26 protein-coding genes and 1 pseudogene are annotated in these 25,556 nt (G+C 60.2%); 16 read left to right on the forward strand and 11 right to left on the reverse strand.

The genetic code is table 11. The features are described from left to right. Positions 1-25: 25 nt before the first annotated feature. The 3 genes from BLW66_RS11250 to BLW66_RS11260 are packed head-to-tail and all read left to right on the forward strand — an operon-like array spanning position 26 to position 1,844. Positions 26-226 (forward strand): YdcH family protein, encoded by a 201-nt coding sequence (locus BLW66_RS11250; RefSeq protein WP_089947255.1) that lies wholly within the window; start codon positions 26-28, stop codon positions 224-226. A gap of 57 nt (positions 227-283) precedes the next feature. Beyond that, a complete protein-coding gene (gene purE, locus BLW66_RS11255; RefSeq protein ID WP_089947256.1) occupies positions 284-778 on the forward strand; it encodes a 5-(carboxyamino)imidazole ribonucleotide mutase in 495 nt (164 codons plus the stop codon). After that, positions 771-1,844: a 5-(carboxyamino)imidazole ribonucleotide synthase gene (locus BLW66_RS11260; RefSeq protein ID WP_089947257.1), complete on the forward strand. Its 1,074-nt coding sequence runs from the start codon at positions 771-773 to the stop codon at positions 1,842-1,844. The genes purE and BLW66_RS11260 overlap by 8 nt, the downstream gene beginning before the upstream one ends. Before the next feature lies 1 nt (position 1,845). On the opposite strand, the gene BLW66_RS11265 is transcribed toward BLW66_RS11260, so the two are convergent. Next, positions 1,846-2,667: an esterase/lipase family protein gene (locus tag BLW66_RS11265; protein WP_342027822.1), complete on the reverse strand. Its 822-nt coding sequence runs from the start codon at positions 2,665-2,667 to the stop codon at positions 1,846-1,848. Positions 2,668-2,901: 234 nt separating this feature from the next. On the opposite strand from BLW66_RS11265, the gene topA reads away from it, so the two are divergent. The 5 genes from topA to BLW66_RS11285 all read left to right on the forward strand — a co-directional run bounded on the left by topA (position 2,902) and on the right by BLW66_RS11285 (position 8,273). Beyond that, a complete protein-coding gene (topA, locus tag BLW66_RS11270; RefSeq protein ID WP_089947259.1) occupies positions 2,902-5,541 on the forward strand; it encodes a type I DNA topoisomerase in 2,640 nt (879 codons plus the stop codon). Continuing rightward, on the forward strand, positions 5,538-5,675 hold the full coding sequence (locus BLW66_RS17935; RefSeq protein ID WP_170833463.1) for a hypothetical protein: 138 nt from the start codon (positions 5,538-5,540) through the stop codon (positions 5,673-5,675). The genes topA and BLW66_RS17935 overlap by 4 nt, the downstream gene beginning before the upstream one ends. A gap of 53 nt (positions 5,676-5,728) precedes the next feature. After that, positions 5,729-6,931, forward strand: a complete 1,203-nt coding sequence (locus tag BLW66_RS11275) for a glycerophosphodiester phosphodiesterase family protein (RefSeq protein WP_089947260.1) — start codon at positions 5,729-5,731, stop codon at positions 6,929-6,931. Between the two features lie 71 nt (positions 6,932-7,002). Then, positions 7,003-7,581 carry a nitroreductase family protein gene (locus BLW66_RS11280; protein WP_089947261.1) on the forward strand — a complete coding sequence of 193 codons (579 nt, stop codon included), beginning with the start codon at positions 7,003-7,005 and terminating at the stop codon, positions 7,579-7,581. Continuing rightward, positions 7,581-8,273 (forward strand): EI24 domain-containing protein, encoded by a 693-nt coding sequence (locus tag BLW66_RS11285; protein WP_170833471.1) that lies wholly within the window; start codon positions 7,581-7,583, stop codon positions 8,271-8,273. The genes BLW66_RS11280 and BLW66_RS11285 overlap by 1 nt, the downstream gene beginning before the upstream one ends. Positions 8,274-8,281: 8 nt before the next feature. Here BLW66_RS11285 and BLW66_RS11290 read toward each other — a convergent pair whose 3' ends face one another. Both BLW66_RS11290 and mce read right to left on the reverse strand, forming a co-directional pair. Continuing rightward, positions 8,282-8,557: a DUF1467 family protein gene (locus BLW66_RS11290; RefSeq protein WP_089947263.1), complete on the reverse strand. Its 276-nt coding sequence runs from the start codon at positions 8,555-8,557 to the stop codon at positions 8,282-8,284. Further along, positions 8,557-8,961 carry a methylmalonyl-CoA epimerase gene (mce, locus tag BLW66_RS11295; protein ID WP_089947264.1) on the reverse strand — a complete coding sequence of 135 codons (405 nt, stop codon included), beginning with the start codon at positions 8,959-8,961 and terminating at the stop codon, positions 8,557-8,559. The genes BLW66_RS11290 and mce overlap by 1 nt, the downstream gene beginning before the upstream one ends. A 187-nt stretch (positions 8,962-9,148) precedes the next feature. Between mce and BLW66_RS11300 the strand changes: the two genes are divergently transcribed. Then, entirely contained in the window at positions 9,149-9,850 is a 702-nt protein-coding gene (locus BLW66_RS11300; RefSeq protein ID WP_244508629.1) for a response regulator, read from the forward strand. Here the strand turns inward: BLW66_RS11300 and BLW66_RS11305 are convergent. Then, positions 9,847-10,560, reverse strand: coding sequence for a GNAT family N-acetyltransferase (locus BLW66_RS11305; RefSeq protein WP_089947266.1), 714 nt, complete (start codon positions 10,558-10,560; stop codon positions 9,847-9,849). The genes BLW66_RS11300 and BLW66_RS11305 overlap by 4 nt on opposite strands. A 180-nt stretch (positions 10,561-10,740) precedes the next feature. Between BLW66_RS11305 and BLW66_RS11310 the strand changes: the two genes are divergently transcribed. Further along, the gene (locus BLW66_RS11310; protein ID WP_089947267.1) at positions 10,741-10,929 is read left to right on the forward strand and encodes a hypothetical protein; all 189 of its coding nucleotides are present in this window, start codon (positions 10,741-10,743) and stop codon (positions 10,927-10,929) included. On the opposite strand, the gene BLW66_RS11315 is transcribed toward BLW66_RS11310, so the two are convergent. From BLW66_RS11315 to aspS, 3 genes are all read right to left on the reverse strand, one after another. Continuing rightward, complete coding sequence (locus tag BLW66_RS11315) at positions 10,926-12,155, reverse strand: DUF1501 domain-containing protein (protein WP_089947268.1); 1,230 nt, start codon at positions 12,153-12,155, stop codon at positions 10,926-10,928. The genes BLW66_RS11310 and BLW66_RS11315 overlap by 4 nt on opposite strands. Before the next feature lie 2 nt (positions 12,156-12,157). Continuing rightward, positions 12,158-13,534, reverse strand: coding sequence for a DUF1800 domain-containing protein (locus BLW66_RS11320; protein WP_089947269.1), 1,377 nt, complete (start codon positions 13,532-13,534; stop codon positions 12,158-12,160). 105 nt (positions 13,535-13,639) lie between these two features. Beyond that, a complete protein-coding gene (gene aspS, locus BLW66_RS11325) occupies positions 13,640-15,415 on the reverse strand; it encodes an aspartate--tRNA ligase (protein ID WP_089947270.1) in 1,776 nt (591 codons plus the stop codon). A gap of 190 nt (positions 15,416-15,605) precedes the next feature. On the opposite strand from aspS, the gene BLW66_RS11330 reads away from it, so the two are divergent. The 4 genes and pseudogenes from BLW66_RS11330 (at position 15,606) to BLW66_RS11340 (ending at position 21,487) form a co-directional block, all read left to right on the forward strand. After that, on the forward strand, positions 15,606-16,859 hold the full coding sequence (locus BLW66_RS11330; RefSeq protein ID WP_089947271.1) for an SAM-dependent methyltransferase: 1,254 nt from the start codon (positions 15,606-15,608) through the stop codon (positions 16,857-16,859). A gap of 198 nt (positions 16,860-17,057) precedes the next feature. Further along, the gene (gene carB / locus BLW66_RS11335; protein WP_089947272.1) at positions 17,058-20,369 is read left to right on the forward strand and encodes a carbamoyl-phosphate synthase large subunit; all 3,312 of its coding nucleotides are present in this window, start codon (positions 17,058-17,060) and stop codon (positions 20,367-20,369) included. A 2-nt stretch (positions 20,370-20,371) separates the two neighbouring features. Then, positions 20,372-20,437: pseudogene (locus BLW66_RS18280) on the forward strand (SEC-C metal-binding domain-containing protein); the annotation flags it as partial. Between the two features lie 78 nt (positions 20,438-20,515). Next, positions 20,516-21,487 (forward strand): hypothetical protein, encoded by a 972-nt coding sequence (locus BLW66_RS11340; protein WP_244508631.1) that lies wholly within the window; start codon positions 20,516-20,518, stop codon positions 21,485-21,487. Between the two features lie 285 nt (positions 21,488-21,772). On the opposite strand, the gene BLW66_RS11345 is transcribed toward BLW66_RS11340, so the two are convergent. Next, complete coding sequence (locus BLW66_RS11345; RefSeq protein WP_089947274.1) at positions 21,773-22,234, reverse strand: hypothetical protein; 462 nt, start codon at positions 22,232-22,234, stop codon at positions 21,773-21,775. A 262-nt stretch (positions 22,235-22,496) separates the two neighbouring features. On the opposite strand from BLW66_RS11345, the gene BLW66_RS11350 reads away from it, so the two are divergent. Beyond that, complete coding sequence (locus BLW66_RS11350) at positions 22,497-23,081, forward strand: thymidine kinase (RefSeq protein ID WP_089947275.1); 585 nt, start codon at positions 22,497-22,499, stop codon at positions 23,079-23,081. Then, on the forward strand, positions 23,078-23,434 hold the full coding sequence (locus BLW66_RS11355; protein ID WP_089947276.1) for a hypothetical protein: 357 nt from the start codon (positions 23,078-23,080) through the stop codon (positions 23,432-23,434). Before BLW66_RS11350 ends, BLW66_RS11355 begins: the two co-directional genes overlap by 4 nt. Here BLW66_RS11355 and BLW66_RS11360 read toward each other — a convergent pair. The 3 genes from BLW66_RS11360 to proC are packed head-to-tail and all read right to left on the reverse strand — an operon-like array spanning position 23,431 to position 25,528. Further along, positions 23,431-24,375 carry a 2-hydroxyacid dehydrogenase gene (locus tag BLW66_RS11360; RefSeq protein ID WP_089947277.1) on the reverse strand — a complete coding sequence of 315 codons (945 nt, stop codon included), beginning with the start codon at positions 24,373-24,375 and terminating at the stop codon, positions 23,431-23,433. The two genes, BLW66_RS11355 and BLW66_RS11360, sit on opposite strands and share 4 nt — an antisense overlap. Further along, a complete protein-coding gene (locus BLW66_RS11365) occupies positions 24,375-24,713 on the reverse strand; it encodes a tRNA-binding protein (RefSeq protein ID WP_089947278.1) in 339 nt (112 codons plus the stop codon). Before BLW66_RS11365 ends, BLW66_RS11360 begins: the two co-directional genes overlap by 1 nt. Further along, the gene (gene proC / locus BLW66_RS11370; RefSeq protein WP_089947279.1) at positions 24,713-25,528 is read right to left on the reverse strand and encodes a pyrroline-5-carboxylate reductase; all 816 of its coding nucleotides are present in this window, start codon (positions 25,526-25,528) and stop codon (positions 24,713-24,715) included. Before proC ends, BLW66_RS11365 begins: the two co-directional genes overlap by 1 nt. Positions 25,529-25,556: the final 28 nt, after the last annotated feature.

The following is a 25,556-nucleotide window of genomic DNA, read 5'->3' on the forward strand; positions in this document are numbered from 1 at the left end:
TAAGCCCGTGAAATCATCCGAAAACATGACCAAGAACGATGTGCTCCGCGTGAAGCTTGAGGTTCTCAAACGCGAGCACCGCGATCTGGACGACGCAATCGCAGCGTTGCAGGAAAAACCAGCGCCCGATCCGCTCACCGTGCGGCGGCTGAAAAAGCAAAAACTGTCCTTGAAAGACCGCATCTCCGTGCTTGAGGACCAGCTTACCCCAGATATTATTGCGTGACCGTCCCAACCCGCTATAAGGGCGGCTTAAAATCGGCATACTGAAAGCGGTCCCATCATGAGCAACGCATCCGTCCCCGTCGGCATTATTATGGGCAGCCAATCCGATTGGCCCACGATGAAAGAGGCCGCCGATATGCTCGACGCGTTGGGGATCCCCTACGAGGCAAAAATCGTCTCTGCCCACCGCACCCCCGACCGCCTGTGGGAGTATGGAAAAACCGCCGTGGATCGCGGCTTGCAAGTGATCATCGCGGGCGCTGGCGGCGCGGCGCACCTGCCTGGTATGATGGCGTCGAAAACCCGCGTTCCGGTGATCGGCGTGCCAGTGCAGACCAAAGCGCTGTCGGGCGTGGACAGTCTCTACTCCATCTTGCAAATGCCACGCGGGTTTCCCGTGGCCACGATGGCCATCGGTGCCGCTGGTGCCGCGAACGCAGGCCTCATGGCCGCAGGTATTCTGGCACTGCAAGACAGTGACCTCGCCGCACGCCTCGACACTTGGCGCGCAGAGCTTTCCGCCTCCATCCCGCAGGAGCCTACAAATGACTAACGCACTGCCCACTGGGGCAACCATCGGCATCCTCGGTGGCGGCCAATTGGGCCGCATGCTGTCAGTCGCTGCGTCACGCTTGGGCTTCAAAACCTGTGTGTTCGAGCCGGGCGGCGATTGCCCCGCATCGCATGTCGCCAACGACCACATGCAAGCGTCCTATGATGACGCCGACGCCTTGCGCAAATTCGCAAATTCGGTCGATGTCATCACCTATGAATTCGAAAACATCCCCGCCTCCGCACTCGATCAGTTGGAAGCGCTGCGCGATGTGCGCCCGAACCGCCGCGCGCTAACGGTGAGCCAAGACCGGATGTCGGAGAAGGCGTTCCTAGAAGACATCGGCCTGACCGTCGCGCCCTTTATGGCCGTCGACACGCTGGACGACATGCATAAAGCCGTGGCCGCCGTTGGCACCCCGTCAATCTTGAAAACCCGCACGTTAGGATATGATGGCAAAGGTCAAGCGCGTCTCAGCGCTCCGTCGGACGCCGAGGGCGCTTTCGCCGCGATGGACGGGGCAAGCGCCGTTCTGGAAGGCTTCGTGGATTTCTCATGCGAGATATCCGTGATCGGCGCGCGCTCCGCTGACGGGCAAGTCGCATGCTTCGATCCGGGCGAAAACGTGCACCGCGACGGCATATTGCACACCACCACCGTACCCGCGTCGGTATCCGCGTCCTTGCGCACGGACGCCGTACTGATGACGGGCCGCATTTTAAACGCACTGGATTACGTCGGCGTGCTCGGGGTAGAGCTGTTCGTCACTCCGGCAGGTCTGATCGTGAATGAAATCGCACCGCGCGTGCATAATTCCGGCCATTGGACGCAAAACGGATGCGTTATCGACCAGTTCGAGCAACACATTCGCGCAGTGGCAGGCTGGCCGCTGGGCGATGGAAGCCGCCACGCGGATGTTGTGATGGAAAACCTGATCGGCGCGGACATGGACACTATCCCCGCCCGGTCAGCAGACCCAGCCGTCGCCCTGCATCTCTACGGTAAAGCCGACGCAAAAGCGGGCCGCAAGATGGGCCACATAAACCGGATCAGCCCGAAGTCGTAACCTAGTCCGCGCTCACGGCTTCAAGCGTTTGCTCAACGGTTTCCGTCACCGCCGCACCCACGTCTGTGGCCGCCTCTGTCACGACTTGCCCTACGTCCGTGGCCACGTCCGACGCGGTTTCGCCCGCTTTCTCTGCCACTTGAATAACGACATCTGTAAGCGTCAGACTACGGTCAAAAGCGCCCTCTTCCAAAAAGTGAATCGTTTCAGCGACGACCAGCGGCGAATTCATCATGAACGTATGCGTCAGCGCGAATTCCATATGGTCCGCCATGCCCTCGATCTTGGTGCTTTCAACCGACACTTTGCCGTCGTCCGGACCGGGAATAAGCAGCGAATAAAACGGATTAAGCGTCTGCGTCCCAGCAATCACACCCAAAGGGAAGTCAACAGGCCCCAAAGTATTCGGCAGGGAATCCGCGCCCGTATGCAGCTGAGCGCCAGCGGGGCCATTCACCCACTCGAACGGCTCCCACGCGCTGAGCTGGTCCACCAGTTCCGAGCCTTTGTTGGGCGGGGCCAGCATCACAACGCGGCCCAAATGTTCCAGCTCGTTATTCTTCAACCAGTTGCGCACAAGTATGCCGCCCATGCTGTGGGTCACGAAATGGATCGGTGTGTTGGCACCGCACTCGGCAATCGCGGCGGGGATTGTGGCCTCGGACAATTCGTCAATTGTCTCGGTCGTGGATGGGTAGGACGGGTTCACCGTTTGGTAGCCGCTGCTGGCTAAACTTTGCTCCATCACCGACAGCGAAAAGCCGCTCCGTGCCAACCCGTGCAACAACACCACGCAGTCGGCCATTGCGGCGGTCGGAAGCATAAAGACTATCAAGGCTATGTATCTCATAGGCTCTACTTAGACGTTAACCGTTTAGATTTCACCACTGCCTGTAACGACTTTGCGTCATTTGAGCACGGAACGTGTCTTTTCCCCCTGATTCAGGCGTGAAACCCGACATCCCAACAGGCAATTGATGATGCCCCCTGTTGACAACCCTTACATCGCGGCCACATGTAACCGCTCATCGCAGTAGTCGTTTAAGGAGAGGCATTCATGCCCGTAGTTGTCGTCGAGTCGCCTGCCAAGGCTAAGACAATCAACAAATATCTCGGCCCCGGCTACACGGTGCTTGCCTCTTATGGCCACGTCAGAGACCTGCCCCCGAAGGACGGTTCAGTCGATCCCGATAATGATTTCGACATGCTTTGGGAGGTCGCAAGCGACTCGAAAAAGCACGTCAAAGCAATCGCCGACGCATTAAAAGATGACAACAACCTGATCCTCGCGACCGACCCCGACCGCGAAGGAGAAGCGATTTCGTGGCACCTTGAGGAAACCCTGCGCAAGCGCAAGGTTATCAAGAAAGACACGCCCGTCAGTCGCGTGGTCTTTAACGCCATCACCAAAACCGCCGTCACCGAGGCCATGAAAAACCCGCGCCAAGTCGACCAGCCGCTGGTCGACGCCTATCTGGCACGCCGTGCGCTCGACTACCTTGTGGGCTTCAAACTGTCGCCCGTCTTGTGGCGCCGCCTGCCTGGGGCAAAATCCGCAGGCCGTGTGCAGTCGGTTTGCCTGCGCCTGATCGTCGACCGCGAGATGGAAATCGAGAAATTCAACGCCCAAGAATACTGGACGGTGAAGGCGATGCTCTCCAATTCGCGCGGCCAAGATTATGAGGCCCGTCTGACTACCCTCGCGGGCAAGAAGCTCGACAAGTTCGATATCGCCAATGACACCGCCGCCGAACTGGCTGTATCCGCGATCAACTCGCGCGATCTGAAAGTCACCAGCGTTGAGGCCAAACCCGGCTCGCGCAACCCGTCCGCCCCCTTCATGACCTCCACCTTGCAGCAGGAAGCCAGCCGCAAGTTCGGCATGGGCGCGCGCCAAACCATGAGTGCCGCACAACGCCTCTACGAGGCCGGACACATCACATACATGCGGACAGACGGCATCGACATGGCACCGGAAGCCGTGACCGCCGCCCGCGACGCAATCAAAGACAAGTTCGGCGATAAATACGTCCCGTCCGAGCCGCGCATCTACAAAAATAAAGCCAAGAACGCCCAAGAGGCGCACGAGTGTATTCGCCCGACCGAATTGGCCAAAGGTGTCGAAGACCTGTCGATCATGGATGCGGATCAACGCAAGCTGTACGACCTGATCTACAAACGCACCATCGCGTCCCAAATGGCTGCGGCCAAGCTGGAGCGCACAACCGTTCTGATCGGTTCCGACGACAGACAGGTAGAGCTGCGCGCCTCCGGCCAAGTGATGATGTTCGACGGGTTCTTGCGCGTCTACGAAGAAGGTAAGGATGACGCCGTCATCGACGACGATGACAAGTCCCTGCCCCAGATCAACCAAGGCGAGGCCGCGCCGAAGAAGTCGGTCACGCCCGAACAGCACTTCACCCAGCCGCCGCCACGCTACACCGAGGCGACACTCGTGAAGCGCATGGAAGAGCTCGGCATTGGTCGCCCGTCCACATACGCATCGATTGTCACCACGATCCAAGACCGCAGCTATGTGATCAAGGACAAGAACCGACTGATCCCTGAAGACAAAGGCCGTCTGGTGACGGTGTTCTTGTCAAACTTCTTCTCGCGCTACGTCGAATACGACTTCACCGCCGCGCTGGAGGCCGAGCTTGACGACGTCTCCGCCGGTGACCGCGACTACAAAACCGTGCTGGAACGCTTCTGGCGCGACTTCTCCGTCGCCATCGCGGAAGCGCTGGACCTCTCGATCACGGAAGTGCTGGAGAAGCTGAACGACGTACTGGCCCCGCACATCTTTCCGCCGAACGAGGAAGGCACCGATCCGCGTCTGTGCCCCAACTGCGGCGAGGGTCGCCTGTCCATGCGGACCGCGCGTTCCGGCGGCGCATTCATCGGCTGCTCGCGCTACCCGGATTGCAAATATACGCGCCCCTTCGGCCCGCCCAACCCTGAACTGGAAGCCAGCGCCATCCCACCGGAGGGCAAACTTCTGGGCGAGGACGACGGTGACAAGATCTGGATCCACAAAGGCCGCTTCGGCCCCTACGCCCAACGCGGCGAAGTAACCGAGGAAAACAAAAAGCCGAACCGCCAGTCGATCCCGAAAGAATGGCCACCCGAGGATATCGACCTGCCGCAAGCCGTGCGCCTGCTGTCTTTGCCGCGCCTGATCGGTCAGCACCCTGAGGACGGCGTGAACGTCTGGTCCAACATCGGGCGCTACGGCCCCTACATCAAACACGCCGACACCACGTCAAACCGTGGTGGCACCAACGCGAACTTGGAAACGCTGGAAGATGTGTTCACAGTCGGCATGAACCACGCGGTGCAACTGCTCGCCGAAAAAGTCGCATCCCGCGGTGGACGCGGCGCGGCGGCGAAAACCCTGCGTGACATGGGCGAACACCCTGATGAAGGCGGCGCAATCTCCATCATGGAGGGCAAATACGGGCCTTACGTGAAATGGGAAAAGGTCAATGCCACCATCCCCAAAGAGGTCGCCCCCGACGATCTGACCGTGGAGCAAGCGGTGCAGTTGATCGAGGACAAGCAGGCGAAAGGCGGCAAGAAACGCAAAGCCCCAGCCAAGAAGAAAGCCCCCGCAAAAAAGGCGGCGGCAAAGAAACCCGCTGCGAAAAAAGCACCGGCTAAGAAGGCTCCGGCGAAAAAGGCGGCTGCTAAGGAATGATCAAGGGACTGCTGTTTTTACTGGCAATCTTTTGCACGCTGGTCGGGTTGTTGGTGTTCGCCAAATCCCGACCAGCCCCCAGCCCTGACGGCGCGGGCTTGAACGTCGGTCATCAAACTGTCACCGTCGCCTAGGTAGAAGGGTCTTGCTTCCAAGACCGCCCCTCTAACCTATAAGGCGCACCCAGATGATCCGCTCCATTCTCGCTACGTCCGCCCTCTGCATAGCGCTTGCCGCGCCGGCGCTGCCCGACACGGCGCACGTCGGGCCCAGACCGCTCTATCTCGTTGATCAGATGGCGGATGGTGCCTTGAAGGACAAGTTGCTGTCTTGCGCCGACCAACCCGTGCGCCGCACCGATTTCTCCATCGGTCATCGCGGGGCCGCCTTGCAATTTCCAGAGCACACCGCCCAAAGCTATACAGCCGCCGCCCGCATGGGGGCGGGCATTGTCGAATGCGACGTGACCTTCACCGCCGACAAGCAACTGGTGTGCCGTCACGCTCAAAATGATCTGCACACCACCACCAATATTCTGGGCACCGATCTGGCCAGCAAATGCACCGCGCCCTTCACCCCCGCATCGGGGGAGACCAAAGCCAACGCCGAGTGCCGCGCCTCAGACCTGACGCTCGCAGAGTTCCAGACCCTGCGCGGCAAGATGGACGCCGCAAACCCCAACGCCACCACCACGCAGGAGTTCATGGACGCCACCGCAAACTGGCGCACCGACCTTTATGCGGCCCACGGCACGCTGCTCACCCACGCGCAAAGCATTGCGTTGATCAAATCCCACGGTGCAAAGTTCACGCCGGAGCTAAAAGCCCCCGTTGTTGCCATGCCGTTCGACGGCATGACCCAAGAAAACTACGCGCAAATGCTGATTGACGACTACAAGGCCGCAGGCATCCCCGCGTCGGACGTCAGGCCCCAAAGCTTCAACCTTGCTGATGTGCTCTATTGGATCGATGCGGAGCCTGACTTCGGCAAGCAAGCGGTCTACCTCGTGTCTTGGGCGGGGGATTTTGACGAACAAGACCCAGCAACGTGGCAAGAAGACTTCGCTGCGCTACGCGCCCAAGGCGTCAACTACCTCGCGCCGTCAATGAACATGATGCTGACAAACGCAGACGGCGAAATCGCGGCCTCAGCCTATGCGCGCGCTGCGCGGGAGGCTGGGCTGCAGCTGATCGGTTGGTCGCTGGAACGTTCCGGCCCGCTAGATGGCGGCGGCGGCTGGTACTACGGCTCAATCAATGACCTCGTGACGTCCGACGGGGACATGTACGCGGTGATCGACGTGCTGGCCCAAGACGTGGGCGTTGTAGGGCTGTTTTCGGACTGGCCCGCGACCGTCAGCTATTATGCCAGCTGCATGGACCTGCCATAGTGCCTTGAATTCGGGCGCGCGCTGCCCGACATAGACACCATGCATTTTGCCAATCGGGGGCCGACCACTTTATGACTACGCCGAATACTGCCGCGCTGGATTTTCTTCTGACACGCCGCTCGCGCCCTCATAAAACGCTCACCGCCCCCGCGCCGGACCGCGCGGCGCTCCTGCCTCTGCTCACCGCCGCCGCACGCACCCCCGATCATGGCAAGCTGGAGCCATGGCGTTTCATCGTCCTGGAGCAGGCCGCGCTGCACCGCTTGGCGGACCTCACTCGCGCACGCGGGGCGGAGCTGGGGCAAGACGTCGACCAAATCGACAAAGTATCGGGCATGTTCAAAACCGCCCCGCTGTCTGTGGCCGTCGTCGCCTCCCCCAAACCGTCGCCGAAAGTTCCCGAAGTGGAGCAAACCCTCAGCGCCGGAGCCGCCTGTCTTGCCCTTCTCAACGCGGCGCTTGCGGCAGGCTGGGGCGCGAACTGGCTCACGGGCTGGACCGCGTTCGACCGCCCGTTCCTAAGTCAGGGGCTGGACCTCGCCGAGCATGAGTTTGTCGCGGGCTTCATCCATCTGGGCACCGAAACCTCTACCCCGCCGGACCGCCCGCGCCCCGATCTGGATGCCATCACGACATGGGTGACAGAATGATCATTTCGGACTTCCTCAAAGCCATCGGCCAGATCGGCGACCGCCGCTTCCTTACCGTGCTTCTCATTGGCGTGGCCCTCACGCTGGCGCTTTTGTTCGGGTTCACGGTGGTCTTCGCGTGGACCGTCGGGTTGGTGCTGCCAGACAGCTTCTCACTGCCATGGATCGGGGAGATCACATGGATTGACGACGTCCTGTCGTGGGCCGTTGTCCCCGTGATGATCGGGGCCTCCGTGTTCTTGATGGTGCCCGTCGCCTCCGCCTTCACCGGCCTGTTCCTAGACCGCATCGTCGACGCGGTGGAGGCCGAACACTACCCCGGCTTGGCCCCTGTCACCCCCCTGCCAATGGCGGAGGTGCTGCGCGAGACGTCCAAGTTCCTTGGCCTTCTGGTCGCCGTCAACATCGTGGCGCTGGTTTTGTGCATCATCTTCCCGCCTTTCGCGCCGTTGATCTTCTGGGGCGTGAACGGGCTGCTGCTTGGCCGTGAATACGCCACGCTGGTGGCGCAACGGCGGCTCGGCACGGACGGCGCGCGCGACTTTCGCAAGCGCCACCGCGCGCAGATATGGATCGCGGGCACGCTCATGGCGGTCCCGCTGACGATCCCTTTCGTGAACCTGCTCATCCCGATCTTGGGCGTCGCAACCTTCACACACCTCTACCACCGCTTGGCAGGTAAGGCGGTTTAGCTGTCTGTCTAGCTGTCTGGGCCGAACCGCTTATATAGGTTCATGCTGTCGGCGTTGATGTAGCCATAGATAATCGCCAGACACATCGGCACCCAGATCACCACGGCAATCATCGTGGTGATCGCAAACTTGCGCTTCATCCGCGGATTTGACGGGGCGGAGCGCGGAGTGCCATGCGCAACGTCCCCCGCCTCGCTTTGGCTCCGTGTGCCAAAAGGCAGCACGCAAAACAGCGTCAAAAACCAGATGACCGCGAACACCACGATGGCGGATGTGATGGCCATTACGCTTGCTCCAATTCAACAAGGGTGCCCGTGAAGTCTTTGGGGTGGAGAAACAAAACCGGTTTTCCATGCGCGCCGATCTTCGGCTCGCCATTTCCCAGCACCCGCGCGCCGCTGTCTTTCAGACGGTCGCGCGCCACAAGGATGTCGTCCACCTCATAGCAAATGTGATGAATGCCGCCCGACGGGTTCTTGTCCAAAAACCCTTGGATCGGGCTGTTCTCGCCCAGCGGGTAAAGCAGCTCAATCTTGGTGTTGGGCAGCTCGATAAACACAACCGTAACCCCGTGGTCCGGCTCGTCTTGGGGGGCACCCACGGTGGCGCCCAAGGTGTTTTGGTACTGGGCGCAGGCCGCCTCAAGATCAGGCACCGCGATTGCCACATGGTTCAGTCTGCCGATCATCGCTCTCTCCGTCAGGGTCATGTCAGTCCGGTCGGTTATGACGTCGCCACCAGATGCAAGCAAGCGTCATGAGGTGCGTAAAAACCGCGCTATTCACGTTCTATTAGGTATCGGCGGTCAAGCTTGGTGTCAGACCCGACTCACCCTCTAGCTGCCGGAGGCCATGATGCCCGACAACACCGCCTACATGACACTCACCCCCCACGCGACCGCGCAACGCCCCCTTTTGGGGCTGACCGTTCTGGTCGTCGAAGACAGTCGCTTCGCCTCCGAAGCGGTTCGCCTGCTGTGCATCCGCTCCGGCGCGCGCATTCGCCGCGCCGACAGCCTGACCGCCGCACGCAGGCATTTGCAGGTCTACCGCCCGTCCGTCGTCGTGGTGGATTTGGGTCTGCCGGACGGCTCCGGCGTCGACCTGATTGCAGAGCTGGCGAGCGGGTCATCCTCCGCCCGCCCCGTCATGATTGCAACAAGCGGCGCGGACGGCGATGGATACGCACAGGCCGCGCTGGATGCAGGCGCGCATGACTTCTGCCCGAAGCCCTTCACCTCGGTCTGTGACTTCCAGCAAATCATTCTAAAGCATCTTCCAGCCGACATGCGCCCCACCGGCCCGCGGTTGGTGACCCATGAAGCCGTGTCGCCCGATCCGATCGCGCTGAATGAAGACCTGTTTCATCTCGATGAGCTTTTGGGCAGCGGCTTGGACGCCCTGCCCTATGTCGCCCCCTTCCTGCAGGGGCTATCGCGCCTTGCCAAGGATGAGGAGCTTGCCAGCGTCTCCAAAACCTTAACCCGCGCGCAGCAATGCGGGGTCGGGCGGCGCAGCGCCATTCAGGCCACGCGCAACCTGATCCAGCGCCGCTTAAGCGTGCGTGAATTGGTCTAAAGCGCGGGGTCGCTTGCCACACGAACAAGGCTGGTCAATGCGCCCAACTGCTCGATCTGGCGGCCTTCCGCGTCAAAGTTCGATGGCGCCAACCACGCGCCGAAAGCCTCTTTCAGCGCTGGCCACTCAGCGTCAATACACGCAAACCACGCAGTATCGCGGTTACGCCCCTTCACCACCGCCGCTTGCCGAAAAATACCCTCAAAGCTGAACCCGTAACGTTGGGCGGCGCGGCGCGATCCAAGATTGGTCGCGTCGCACTTCCATTCAAACCGGCGGTAGCCTGCCTCAAACGCCCATTGCATCATCAGGAAAATCGCCTCCGTCGCAGCGGGTGTGCGCTGAAGCTCCGGCGAAAAATTTACGTGCCCCACCTCGATAGAGCCCGCCTCCGGCGCGATGCGCAGATAACTTGCCACACCGCTGCAATGCCCCGTGGCCAGCGGCTTGATCGCATAGAAAAACGGGTCAGCGCCTTGTGTCACATCCCGCGCCCAGCGGTGATACGCAGCCGAGGACGCGAACGGCCCGTAAGGCAGGTAATCCCAGATCGCATCGCTGGCGGAATTCGCGCGGTGCAAATCCGCCGCATGAAGGTCTGGCACCAGACGCTCCAACTGAACATACCGTCCCTGCAAAAGCTCCGCATCGGGCCTTCGGGGCGGCGTCCAGTCATCAACTGCGCGGCGGTTCGGAATACTGGATGTCATAGGGCTGCCCTTGGTGCGTAACATGTTGCGATTCTAGGACGGATCGCCCCCCAGCGCCAAGGCGCAAAACGGCCCAAGCTTGCGTTAAAATTAGCCAAGTTGATACCCGCTTGCCGACGTATTCATGCCATTTTTGCCCTGCAAATTCGCGCTCAGCACGCCCCAGTGAAGGAGACCACGGTGACCCGATTATTCAAAACATTCCTGAAAAAGGAAGACGGCGCAGCCCTTGTTGACGTAACAATGTTGCTGGCCGCAGGGTTGGGTTTGGGGCTGGCAGCGATGGCCACGGTGTCTTTGGTATCGGGCGGCGCGCAAGGCAATCAGTCGGCGACAATGGCGCAGCACACCACGCAGCCCACGCTTTAAGCCAGTAGCCCCGGATCGCGCCCCAGACGCAGACCGGGGAAAATCACCGTCTCCAAAGACGCGGTATCAATCGCGTACATGCCGCGCATCAGCCACGCGATATATGATCTGACATCCGCCGTCGGCATCAGGTCGCGCCGCGCGTAAAGCGCCGCCTCCTCCAAGCCAGGCCAGTCGCCGTAAACCCGCCCGCCGCGTATCGCGCCACCCGCCAAGATCATCGCGCCGCCCGTTCCGTGATCCGTGCCACGCGTTCCGTTCTCCCGTGCCGTCCGCCCGAACTCCGTCACCGCGACCACGGCAGTCTTGTCCCAATGCGCACCCAGCTCTTGCTTTAACGTCAAGATAGCATCCTGAAGTCCGCTCAACGCGCGCCCGATGCCGCGCGTCTGCGCGCGGTGCGTGTCCCAGCCGCCAAGCGAAAACGCCGCTATACGCGATGCCTCATTCAGGCGGCGCGCGGCAAAACTGGCCAGAACCGAGGCGTCACCCGCAGCCTGCGCCGACTTGACGGCCTCCCGCATGCCTTTTCCCGACATCCCGAAACTGTCATCACTCGCGAGCCCAAGACTTTCCGCAATCGCGATCGCGTCCATGCTGGTGCCATGAAACAACGGGTCATCATGGTAAATTTGCTCCAACAGCAGCCGCGCTTGGGGCGACATATCCAGCCGCGCATCCGGCGACCAACTCGACACTGGCGCACGCCCTGCCACCAGCTTCATGTCGGACCGCCCGATGGCGAACGCGGTCTCCGAGCCTGCATTTGGTAGGATTTGCAGCATCCGGTTCAACCAGCCGTCCCGCGACTGGGCCGCGTCCACGTCCATCCCCGTCCCTGCCTCCAGCAGGTCTTGCCCGTCAAAGTGGCTGCGCTTGTCGCGGTAAGGCGTGGACACCGCATGTGCCGCAGCCAGATCGCCCTGCTGCCAAAGGGGCATCAGGGCGCTAAGCGCGGGGTGCAGCGCAAAGAACCCGTCCAGATCCGTAGCCCCGTGGTCGCGCGCCATGCCCAGCCCCGCGCGGTACTGGCGCAGCAACGGGTCGCCTAAGGGCCGCACCACATCAAGCCCATCCATGGCCCCGCGCAAGATGATCACGACCAGCCTGTTTTCGCCCGGTGCCTGCGCAAAGGTCATCGGCGTCATCAACGGGCTTGCCGCCGCCGAGCAGCCAAGCGCCGCCCCACGCACCAAAAATCTGCGACGTGATATACTGCCCGCCATTTCTATCTCCTTTGGAACCGTGGCGAGGCGAGGACCAATCCCACCCCCTCGCGCCGCGTCTCCGCCGCGCTGGCCGCGAATTTGACCTGCGCATCCGCCACGTCCCCCAGCGCCGCGCCGACGAACAATCGCGGGTCCGGCAAGCTGCGGAAAAACGCGGACGGTGCCGACATCGACCATTGGATGCGCGCGGCCAAGCCCTGCGGCGTCACCCACGCCTCCGCCTCCTCCGGCCAGCCATCCGGGCCTGCGGGACGGAACCATTTCTGCCCCATCGCTGTCATCGGCGTCACAATATAAGCCGCGCGTTTGGTTCTGTTCAAACGCTGCAAAGACGCAGGCGGCACCTCCAGCACCCGCAATGCGGAGGCTATAAAATCCAGCGGTTGCTTGACCTTTTGGCCAAAGCTGTCCCATGCAAACGGGTGGCGCAGCATCGCCTCATAGACTGGCACCAATGCCCCGCCCGTCGACAGGTATACGTCCGCCATGTCTGCCACCATCCCCGCATCGGGACTGTCGGCGGTGAAATGCACCGCAAGCTTCTGCGCGATATGGCGTGCGGTGTCAGGGTGCCGCGCCACATCGTCCAAAAACGCCGTCACATCGCGCAGCGCGGGCGGTCCGCCGCCGTAGGTGCGCCCCAGCACGGTCTCGCCGCCCGGCTCCACTATTTTGTCACGGAAGGTAAAACCGGTGCCAAGTTCGGTCGTCAGGCCAGTCAACAGCTCCGCCAACTGGCGCACATCGGTTTGCGTGTACGCCCCGTCAACGCCAAGCGTATGCAGTTCCAGCAGCTCACGCGCCAGATTTTCGTTCAAGCCACGCCGCCCCTTCGCGCCGCGCGAGTTCGGGCCAACGGATATGTTCTGATCCAGATAATCCAGCATCATCGGGCTGGTCACGACCGCCTTCAACATATCGGCAAAGTTACCTGCAATATGTGGCCGGATCGTTTCCTCTATGTAGGCGGGCACGGCGTTGCGTGTGAGGTTGTTCTTGCCAACAACGGTAAAATGATCCGCCCAAAACCGCGTCAGCCGTTCGCGAAAAGGCTGCGTGCTGGTGATGGAGCGCGATAAAGTCGGCGCAAACGCCCCCTGAAGCCGCAAGTTCAACGCGCGGCGCGCCGCCTTATAGGCCTTGGTCAGATCCTCCGCGTCGGGACCATTCCGCCCGCGTCGGGAGGCCCGCTGCAACGCGCTAACGTTCGCGAATTCGGCATGAAGGTTGGAAAACGGCTCAATCGGGAACGCCTTGGCGGCTAAGTCCGGCCCCTTGAGCTGCGCCAGCAACGCATCAAGGGACGACGCGGGGGCGATGTCCGGCGCCAGCCCTTCGCCAAAGCGAATAGCGGCAATATCAGGTGTGAACGCCATGGGGCGGCTCTTTCCTCAACTCGGTTTGCCTCAGTCTAGCCTATAGCTGACGCAAATCCGTTGAAAAAACGTTGCGAACCGCCCCCTCAGTGGCGAATTTCCGCTTTAGTCCTGCGGGATAACGCGCAGGCCCAATTCCATCAGCTGATCGCTCATCGGCTCACTTGGGGCCGACATCATCAGGTCTTCGGCGCGTTGGTTCATCGGGAACAGGATCACTTCGCGAATGTTGGCCTCGTCAGCCAACAACATCACGATGCGGTCGATGCCCGCAGCACAGCCACCGTGGGGCGGTGCGCCGTATTTGAACGCGTTGACCATACCACCAAAGCGCTTGCGCACTTCTTCTTCGCCGTAGCCTGCCAACTCGAACGCCTTGAACATGATCTCCGGTTTGTGGTTCCGGATCGCACCGGACAGCAGCTCGTAGCCGTTACACGCCAAGTCGTATTGGTAGCCCAGCACGTCCAGCGGGTTGCCTTCCAGCGCTTCCATCCCGCCTTGCGGCATGGAGAACGGGTTGTGCGAGAAGTCGATCTTGCCGCTTTCCTCCTCCGCCTCATACATCGGGAAGTCCACGATCCACGCGAAGGCAAACCGGTCCAAATCGGTCAGTTTCAGCTCGTTGCCGATCTCGACACGCGCACGCCCCGCAACCCCTTCAAAGGACGACGGCTTGCCACCCAAGAAGAACGCCGCATCGCCAACACCCAGCCCCAATTGCTGACGGATCGCTTCCGTGCGCTCTGGGCCGATGTTCTTGGCCAATGGGCCAGCGGCTTCCATGCCTTCGCCTTGGTCGCGCCAGAAGATATAGCCCATACCAGGCAGGCCTTCTTTTTGCGCAAAGGCGTTCATACGGTCGCAGAACTTACGTGAGCCACCTTTGGGCGCAGGAATGGCGCGAATTTCCGTGCCGTCCTGCTCCAGAATTTTCGCGAAGATCGCAAAGCCGGAGTCCTTGAAGTGCTCGGACACGACCTGCATTTTGATCGGGTTGCGCAGGTCGGGCTTGTCGGTGCCGTACCACAGCGCCGCGTCCTTATAGGAAATCTGCTCCCACTCGGTATCAACCTTACGGCCACCGCCGAACTCCTCAAACACACCCTGCACCACAGGCTGGATGGTGTTGAAGACGTCTTCCTGCTCCACAAAGCTCATCTCAAGGTCAAGCTGGTAGAAGTCGGTGGGCGAGCGGTCCGCGCGCGGGTCTTCGTCACGGAAACACGGCGCGATCTGGAAATACTTGTCAAAGCCCGACACCATCAGCAGTTGCTTGAACTGCTGCGGGGCTTGCGGCAGCGCGTAGAACTTGCCCGGATGCAAGCGCGACGGGACCAAGAAGTCACGCGCACCTTCAGGGCTGGAGGCCGTGATAATCGGCGTCTGGAATTCCTTGAACTTCATGTCCCACATCCGGCGACGCATGGAGGACACGACGTCGGAGCGCAGGATCATGTTGCGCTGCAACTTCTCACGGCGCAGGTCCAAGAAGCGGTACTTCAGGCGGGTCTCTTCAGGGTATTCTTGGTCGCCAAACACCATCAATGGCAGCTCGTCCGAGGCGCCCAGAACTTCGATGTCGCGGATGAATACCTCAACTTCGCCCGTCGGCAGCTTGGCGTTCACCAACTCCGGCGCGCGCGCCATGACGTTGCCGTCAATGCGGATACACCACTCGGAACGGACCTTCTCCACGTCCTTGAACACGGGGCTGTCAGGGTCGGCCAGAACCTGCGTCACACCGTAGTGATCGCGCAGGTCGATGAAGAGGATGCCGCCGTGGTCACGGACGCGGTGCACCCAGCCGGAAAGGCGAACATTGTCGCCCACATTGGCGGCGGTCAGGTCGGCACAGGTATGGCTGCGATATGCGTGCATGATATGGGGCCCTCTTTGGCGTAAATCAGTATCGGGCTGATACACATGCCCAAGGCCACAAAGTCAAGCAAACGGGGCGCAAATTAGCCAAGGAAGCGAATTAATTGACAACCCGCGCTAAATCCGGCCCTCTGCTGCCCTAACTGCCGACGGCACTTGGCAGACAACATGACACGAGAAAGCAATATTTATGTGGGACAGACTACTTGGCACCTTGCTCAAGCAGCTTATCAAAGACGGCACCCTGACGGTCCATCTCAATTCCGGAACCATACTCACCGCAGGTAACGGGTCCATACCCGCCGTCACCGTGCGCTTTACCGACGACACTCTTCCAAGAAAGCTCATCACCAATCCAGAACTTGCCATGGGCGAGGCCTATATGGATGAGACCCTTACAATTGATAATGACGATGTGCGCGGTCTGCTGACGCTGGTGGTGCGCAACTTTCAGGGCGGGAACCTGCCCTTGTCCCAAAAAATTGCGCGGCAACTGCGCATCGCCAAACGTACATGGGATCAATGGATTCCACATGCCGTTGCCAAGAAAAACGCGGAGCACCACTACGACATCTCCACGCCGTTCTATTACCTCTTTCTCGACGACGACAAACAATACACCTGCGCCTATTTTAAAGACCCAAGCTACACGCTGGAGCAGGCCCAAGCCGCCAAGAAAGCCCATATCGCGGGCAAGCTTTTGATAAAGCCCGGCATGAAGGTGCTTGATATTGGCTCCGGCTGGGGCGGCCTCGCGATCACATTGGCCAAGGACTACGGCGCGAAGGTTGTCGGCCTGACCCTCTCGGACGAGCAGCGCAAGGCAGCAACCCTGCGCGCCGAGGAGGCCGGCGTGTCCCATCTCGTCGAATTCCGGCTGCAGGACTATAGGGACAACACCGAAGAGTTCGACCGGATCGTCTCCGTCGGCATGTTGGAACACGTGGGCCAGCCGCAATACGCGACCTACTTCCGCCAGATACAAAAGAACCTGAAGGAAGACGGCGTCGCGTTGATCCATTTCATCGGGCGCACCGGTCCGCCGGGCAATCTGTCGCCGTGGTTCCAGAAGTACATTTTCCCGGGCGGCTACACGCCCTCCTTGTCCGAAGTCGTAAGCGTGGTCGAAAAGTCGCAACTGGAGGCGGCGGACATCGAGGTCTGGCGCACCCATTACGACCGCACGCTATATGAGTGGCTGATGCGGTTCGAGGGGCGTTTGGACGAGGTTCGCGCCATGGGCTACGATGAACGCTTCATCCGCATGTGGCGCTACTATCTGATTGCGTCAGAACTCAGCCTCTCAGACATGCCGCATGTTCTGTACCATGTGCAGCTTCATAAGCATCAAACCACGGTGCCGATTACACGCGATTATCTTTACGTGGACGGCGCTGCGGAGCCGCATTCCGCGTTTCCCGACGGGTTTACCCCCGAAAAGTAAATTTTGCACAGGTTGCCAGACTTTCCTCGAAAGTCTGGCCCCAATTTCTCCTAGAGAAATTGCCACGCCAAGCCCAGACGTTCGGCGCTCTCCCTCGCGGCAAGCAAAGAATCTGATATCCCTTCTCTACATGCCCTTGCGCCCACTTGGTGGACTCCTTAAACCCACGATAATTTGCGCAAACTTGGGGTCCGGACTATGCCAAAAAGAACCGATATCAAATCCATCATGATCATCGGCGCAGGCCCCATTGTAATCGGGCAAGCGTGCGAATTTGACTACTCGGGCGCTCAGGCCTGCAAGGCCCTGCGCGAAGAAGGCTACCGCGTCATCTTGGTGAACTCCAACCCCGCCACGATCATGACCGACCCTGACATGGCCGACGCCACCTACATCGAGCCGATTACGCCCGAAGTTGTCGCGAAAATTATCGAAAAAGAACGCCCTGACGCCTTGCTGCCAACGATGGGCGGGCAAACCGGCCTTAACACGTCGCTGGCCCTTGAGGAAATGGGCGTCCTCAAGAAATACAACGTCGAGATGATTGGCGCCAAACGCGAAGCCATCGAGATGGCCGAGGACCGCAAACTGTTCCGCGAAGCCATGGACCGCTTGGGCCTTGAAAACCCGAAAGCCACCATCGCGAACACCATGCAGGAATGCATGGACGCCATTGAATATGTGGGCCTGCCCGCGATCATCCGCCCCGCCTTTACCTTGGGCGGCACCGGCGGCGGCGTGGCGTATAACCGCGACGACTATGAGCACTTCTGCAAAACCGGCCTAGATGCGTCCCCCGTCAATCAGATCCTGATCGACGAATCCCTGCTCGGCTGGAAAGAGTACGAGATGGAAGTCGTGCGCGACCACGCCGACAACGCCATCATCGTCTGCGCAATCGAGAACGTGGACCCGATGGGCGTCCACACCGGCGACAGCATCACAGTGGCCCCCGCCCTGACGCTGACCGACAAAGAATACCAAGCCATGCGCAACGCCTCTATCGCTGTGCTGCGTGAAATCGGCGTGGAAACAGGGGGCTCCAACGTACAATGGGCCGTGAATCCCGCAGATGGCCGCATGGTCGTGATCGAGATGAACCCGCGCGTGTCGCGCTCCTCCGCGCTGGCGTCCAAAGCCACGGGCTTCCCAATCGCCAAAATCGCCGCCAAGCTGGCCGTCGGCTTCACACTGGACGAACTCGACAACGACATCACAGGCGTCACACCTGCGTCTTTCGAGCCAACAATCGACTATGTTGTCACCAAAATCCCACGCTTCGCATTTGAAAAATTCGCAGGCTCCGAACCCTATCTGACCACCGCTATGAAATCCGTGGGCGAGGTCATGGCTATCGGCCGCACCATCCACGAGTCCCTGCAAAAGGCGCTCGCCTCCATGGAAACCGGCCTTACCGGTTTTGACGAGCCGAAGGTCGCAGGCATGCCCGCCCCCGACGCACAGGTCTACCAGAACCAAGACGGCACCCGCATTCTGGTCGGCAAAGACGCCGCCGCGCAAGAAGCCATCGACAAGGCCCTGACGCGCGAGCTGGCCAAGCAAACACCAGACCGCATCCGCGTCATCGCCCACGCCATGCGCTACGGCTTCTCCAACGACGAAATCAACCAGATCACGGCCTATGACCCGTGGTTCCTGTCCCGCATCCGCGAGATTATCGAGGCAGAAGCCGTGATCCGCAAAGACGGCCTGCCGATGACCGAGGACGGCCTGCGCGACCTCAAAATGCTGGGCTTCTCTGACGCCCGTTTGGCGATCCTCACGGGCCGCAATGAGGCCGACGTGCGCAAAGCCCGCCAGAACCTAGGCGTCAACGCTGTGTTCAAACGCATCGACACCTGTGCCGCCGAGTTCGAGGCGCAAACCCCCTATATGTATTCCACCTACGAGAGCCCGATGATGGGTGAGGTCGAATGCGAGGCCCGCCCGTCCGACGCCAAAAAGGTCGTCATCTTGGGCGGTGGCCCCAACCGTATCGGCCAAGGGATCGAATTCGACTACTGCTGCGTCCACGCCTGCTACGCGCTGACCAAGCAGGGCTACGAGACGATCATGATCAACTGCAACCCTGAGACCGTGTCCACCGACTACGACACCTCGGATCGCCTCTACTTCGAGCCGCTCACATTCGAGCACGTGATGGAAATCCTGCGGGTGGAGCTGGAGAACGGCACCCTGCACGGCGTTATCGTGCAGTTCGGCGGTCAAACCCCGCTGAAAATCGCGCAAGCCTTGGCGGATGAGGGCATCCCGATCCTCGGCACATCCCCTGACGCAATCGACTTGGCCGAAGACCGCGAACGCTTCCAGCAGCTGGTGCAAAATCTCGGCCTGAAGCAGCCGCACAACGGTCTTGCCCACTCCGACGCAGAGGCCTTCGAGAAGGCCAAGGAAATCGGCTTCCCGCTGGTGATCCGCCCCTCCTACGTCCTCGGTGGCCGCGCGATGGAAATCGTGCGCGATCAGGCGCAGTTGGAACGCTACATCTCCGAGGCCGTGGTGGTCTCCGGCGACAGCCCCGTGCTCTTGGACAGCTACCTGTCCGGCGCGGTGGAGGTTGACGTCGACGCGCTTTGCGACGGCGAGAAGGTCCATGTGGCCGGCATCATGCAGCACATTGAGGAGGCCGGCGTACACTCGGGCGATAGCGCCTGTTCCCTGCCACCCTATTCACTGTCCAAAGACATCATCCAGCAGCTGCGCGAGCAGACGGAGGCGCTGGCCATCGCGCTCAACGTGGTTGGCCTGATGAACGTGCAATTCGCCATCAAGAACGATGAAATTTTCCTGATCGAGGTCAACCCGCGCGCCTCGCGCACCGTGCCCTTCGTGGCCAAGGCCATCGGCTCGCCCATCGCCTCCATCGCCGCGCAGGTCATGGCGGGTGCCAAGCTGGGCGACTTCGACCTGATCGACCCGATCATCGACACTTACGCGGTGAAAGAAGCCGTGTTGCCCTTCGCCCGCTTCCCCGGCGTGGATACGATCCTTGGGCCGGAAATGCGCTCCACAGGGGAGGTCATGGGCACCGATAAGGACTTCCACATGGCCTTCCTGAAGGCGCAAATGGGCGCAGGGACGGAGCTGCCGCTGGACGGCAAGGGCATGGTCTTCATCTCCATCCGCAACGAGGACAAGACCCCCGCGATGCTAGAGGCGGGTCGCGTGCTCGCAGACCTCGGCCACACCCTGACCGCCACACGCGGCACGGCGGCTTGGCTGAACGAGCACGGTATCGCTTGCGAGACGGTTAACAAAGTCTATGAGGGCCGCCCGAACATCGTCGACCAGATGAAGGACAAGATGATCTCACTGGTGCTCAACACCACCGAGGGCGCACAGGCGGTCGAGGACAGCCGAGACATCCGGAGCATCGCCCTCTACGACAAAATCCCCTACTTCACGACAGCCGCAGCGGCCCACGCCTGCGCGCTGGCCATGAAGGCACGAGTTGAGGGTGAAATCGGGGTTAGGGCGTTGCAGGGGTGAGTGTGAAAACGGGCCGGAATGACCCTTGTTGGTGTGGATCTGGTCGGAAGTACAAAAAATGTCATTTAGACCGAGAGACACAACCTCCGACCAAGGCTTCCGACTGGATAGCCACCAAGAAAACCCAGTTTTCCAAGAAAACTTGTATGGTGCCGACAGGAATGAAGGCGGCTTGCGAAGGCAAAATCATTTCAGCCCACTCGATCTCTAAATCTGCGAATCTAAAGCCTCTTTCAGAGGGCGGTCATGTTCTCGGATTGAGCGCGAGTTTATCCGACTTAATCGAAACAAAAGGTAAAATAGTGCCAAGGCCAATTGGAGTTGGCCAAGCTTCAACATTTTTGGGATTTTGCGCAAAACATGATCGAGAACTCTTCTCATGCATTGAGAATGAGGAATTTTCAGCCCGCAACGACCAACTGCATTCGCTCGCGTTCAGAAGTCTTTGTCGCGAGTATTACGGCAAGCAAGCGGTCGACTTTATGCCGAACATGATTGCAGACATGGATAAGGGAAAATCTAATGACGATCAGTTTATGACGCAAGCCATGTCGCTATTAAATCGCACAGGAATAGAAAGCTCAAAGAACGACTTTAAGAAAGCGTACAATGAGCTTGGCAAAGCCCTAGAACTCCGTGAATTTAAAAGCCTCGAGAGTCTTGTGATCTATTTCGATGAAAAGTTGCCATTCGCATTCTCATCCGCTTGGGCACCCTTAAGGCTTCTGGACGGTTCAGACCTACAAGATGGCAGCGATCTTCAGCACGAATGCGAAGTAGTAATGTTCGCCACCGCACAATCTACAAACGGAACTTACATTTGCATCAATTGGCGCAAGGACGGCGCAAAAGTAGGGCAAGCTATTGCCCGTTCATTGCTGAATTATCCAGAGGAATCACAGCTCTCAGTATTGCTCCAGTTCGTATTTCAGCATGCTGACAACATTTTCTTCCAAAGACGCTGGTTCGAAGCACTCTCAGTCAAAAAACGGAAACAAATTGATAAGTTGATCCACGATGGCATAGACTTTTTCGGCTCGACACCAGATGCACATATCATTCCCGACATGCGTCTTCACCCTGCGACTCCTAAAAATGTTGCTTATGTAAATTGGTAAACGAGCTGTACGGTGGCTGCCCCCGCAGGTGCGAGGTTCACCACCCAATTCCTAGGCGGCGCTTGCGACCTTGTCGGCTGTCCTGCGGATATGGAAAGTCGGGGTACGTTTACCCCAGACACCGACGCCACAAAAGCGCCCCGCAAAAACGCCTACCCGCTCTACCCCCTAGCCACACCTCAACACAAAAAAATGGGCGGCAACGCCACCCATTCATAAATCATCAACTCTTTTTCTCAGCAAAAACAGCGTTCCCCGTGGGGAACCGCTGCCTGCGCTTCGAAATTAGACGGTTTCTTCTTCCAGATGCAGCTTCATCTCCACCAGCACCTTTTGCAGCTCCAGCGTCTCGGAGAGCATCCGCTTGGCCTCCGTCACCGTGATGATCCCGTCGGAGATCGACTGGTTGTACTCCGACATCAGCATCGCGAAGCGCTGCGCCAAGGCCACCACATTGCTGTTGACCGAACTCACGCTCGGGTCGTTGCTTTTGCGGCCCGTGTCGACCTCTAGGGAGTTGCCGTTGATTTCCGCCAGCGCCTGCGTCACATGCGGGAAGCTTGCCGCCGCCTCCAGCGCCGCCACCGCGTCCAGTGGCATGTAGCGATCGGCGTGCTCGTCGGATTCCGAATAATACCGCCCTAACGTGGCTTTGGAGCGCCCCGTCAGCTTACAGGCCGCTTCAACGCCCACATCCTTCACCAAGGCTTCGGTGTGCTTCTTCAGGTATCTGTTCATCTTCGTCATAGTCGTATCATCCCTCAGCCTTATGGCTTTGTCGGGGAATAGCCCAAAGCCTTTCCCCTGCGCAATTGTTTTCCCTCAAGTTAGACATCTGTAGCCCCTAGGGTATGGGGGCTATGGGGGGCGTGTTGTGCTGAACACTCCCTTTAAGGTGAGGGGCGTCGGTGTACGCGCTGCCGGGTAATCAGCGTGTGTATCGTGTGCTTTCCCTTGCACGCCCCTCACCGACCTTGCTCCTCGTGGCCGGCTTTGCTACGGGGACGCCATGGCAAAACTGTATTTCCACTATTCCACAATGAACGCGGGTAAGTCGACGCTCCTTTTGCAAGCGGCGCATAACTATCAAGAAATGGGTATGCAAACCTACCTGTTGACCGCCGACTTTGACGACCGCGCGGGCACGGGGCAAATCGGCTCGCGGATCGGCCTGTCGCGCGAAGCGGATGTTTACGGCAAAACGCACGACCTGTTCGCCATGATCGAAGCACGGCTGGCGCAGGGCAAGATTGCTTGCGTTATGGTCGACGAGGCCCAGTGGCTGTCCAAAGACCAGGTCTGGCAGCTTGCCCGCGCGGTCGATGACCTGCGGGTGCCGGTGATGTGCTACGGGCTGCGCGTCGACTTCCGTGGGGAGCTCTTCCCGGGCTCCGCTGGCCTGCTGGCCCTCGCCGATGAGATGCGCGAAGTCCGCACCATTTGCCACTGCGGCAAGAAAGCGACGATGGTTATACGAAAGGGCACTGACGGCAGTGCCGCCACGGACGGCGACCAAGTGCAAGTCGGCGGCAATGAGACCTACGTGTCGCTCTGCCGGAAGCACTTTCGTGAGGCGACTGGCGACACCAGATGAAGCGGCTGGGGCTAGGTGTCCTGCTGCTGGCCATCGGCGGCCTAGCGGGCTACGCGGTGCGCTACCTTGAGACCCTGTTCCTAGACATGAACCCCGCTGGCGTCGTGGCGTGGCAGGACGCGCGCATGGGTTTCGTGGAGGCCATGGCCGCCACCGCCTGCGCAACGACCGCCGACCTGCGGGCCGCCGCGACCGCGCGCGGCTGGGAGGTGGTGCCAGATACGGCCCGCGGCATCGCCCCATTCGACAACGCGGCGGAGGTTTTGTGGGTCGATGTCTCCCCGAGCCTGCCATTTGCCAAATGGGACGGCGATCCATTTGGGTTTGACGCCCAAGGCTGCCTGCTCCCTTAAACAGGGTTCGGGAGATCCTTACCCGCCACAAAGGCCGCCAGATTATCAAGCGCCATCATCCCCATGCTGGTGCGCACCTCTAGCGTGTTGGTGCCCAGATGCGGCAGCAGCACCACGTTCTCCATATCCGTGAGCGCGTTGGGCACCGTGGGTTCCTGTTCATAGACGTCCAGACCCGCGCCGCCGATTTGCCCGTCCTGAAGTGCGGCGATCAATGCGGCCTCGTCCACGACATCCCCGCGCGAGATATTAATGAAAATGGCGTGGGGCTGCATGGCGCTGAACACATCCGCCCCGATCAAATGCCGCGTCTCCGCGCCACCTGGGGTCGCGGCGACCAGCACGTCGGCAACCTCTGCCACCTGCGCGAGGCTGTCCAATTGCGTCGCGCCCGCGACGTCTTTCTTGGACCTGTTCGCAAAAACGATCTTGCAGCCGAACCCATGATGGCACCGCTGGGCGATGGCCTGCCCGATCCGGCCCATACCGATGATGCCCACCGTCTTGCCCGTCAGATGCAGGCCCAGCATTTGCGTCGGGTGCCAGCCGCTCCAGTTGCCAGCACGCACCAGACGCTCCCCCTCGCCAGCGCGGCGCGCCGTCATCAGCATCAACGTCAGTGCAATATCCGCCGTGGCGTCCGTGACAGCACCGGGCGTGTTGGTCACGGCGATGCCTTTGGCGCGGGCGGCGTCCACGTCGATATGGTTAAATCCAACACCGAAGTTGGCCAGCAGTTTTGCACGTGGCTTGGCGGCGGAAATTGCGGACGCGGTGAACTGGTCGCCCAACGTCGGCAGGATCATGTCGTAGCTGTCCAGCGCCTCCGTCACCTCGGCCTCGCTCATCGGCGCGTCTTTGTCGCGCAGGGTCACGTCGAAGGTAGCGCGTGCTTTTTCCTTGACTGCCGGTGGCAGAGTGCGTGAGATCAGGAGTTTCATCAGTAGAGCCTTCCGCCAATTGGCACGTCTTTGTCCGGTGTCAGCAACACCACTTCATCATCTTCATCCGGCACGCCAAGGACCAAAATCTCCGACATGAATTTGCCGATCTGGCGGGGCGGGAAATTAACCACGGCCATCACCTTTTTGCCCGGCAATTCTTCTGGCGTGTAATGCTTGGTGATCTGGGCAGAGCTTTTGCGCTCCCCCAGTTCCGGCCCGAAATCCACCCAGAGCTTTATCGCGGGTTTGCGCGCCTCGGGGTAGGGTTCGGCCTTGACGATAACACCGACGCGCACATCGACCTTCATGAAATCATCGAACGAAATCTCGGCCATTACGACTTCCCCAATTCGCGGCCACGATCTGCGGCGGCTTTCACCGCCTCGCCCAAAAGCTTCGGAAAGCCGCGTTCCTCATTCATCAGCACATTCAGCGCCGCCGCCGTGGTGCCACCGGGGCTGGTGACGTTGATGCGCAATTGCTCCGGCGTTTCTTCGGCGGCTTCGGCCAAGGCCCCTGCCCCCGCAACCGTGGCTTTGGCCAGCTGCATCGCCATCTCGGGCGGCAGGCCTTGGGCGGTGCCTGCGGCGGCCATCGCCTCGATCATGTGAAATACGTAGGCGGGGCCGGAGCCGGACACGCCGGTCACCGCGTCAATCTGGTCCTCGCTTTGCAAGCGCACCACTTTGCCCACGGCCTGCAACAGCCCGTCGGCCATATCCAGATGGCTGGGTGTTGTGTGCGCATTGCCGATGATCGCGGTGATCCCCTTGCCCACCGCCGCTGGCGTGTTCGGCATGGAGCGCACGATTGGCGTGCTTGCGCCCAAAGCGCCCTCAAAATGGGCAATCGATGTCCCCGCAGCAATCGACAGGAACAGCGTTTCTCCGTTGCCCAAAGCCACCATGCGCGGCAGCGCGTCGCCCATCATTTGCGGCTTGACCGCCAGCAGCGCAATCGCGGGGTTTTGCGGCAGGTCTTCGTTGATATGCACGCCTTGCGCGCGCAGCCAATCAGACGGGTTCGGGTCCAGAACATACACCGCATCCGCGTTGATGCCGCCCTTAAGCCAGCCCTCCAGCAGCGCGGAGCCCATCTTGCCGCAGCCTAGCAATACCAGCCCGCGTGTGTTGATCTCAGAAAAGTCCATAATGCCCCCGATTGCTGTCAGGGCCAGA

The organism is Litoreibacter albidus (assembly GCF_900107015.1).
Classification (GTDB): Bacteria; Pseudomonadota; Alphaproteobacteria; order Rhodobacterales; family Rhodobacteraceae; genus Litoreibacter; species Litoreibacter albidus.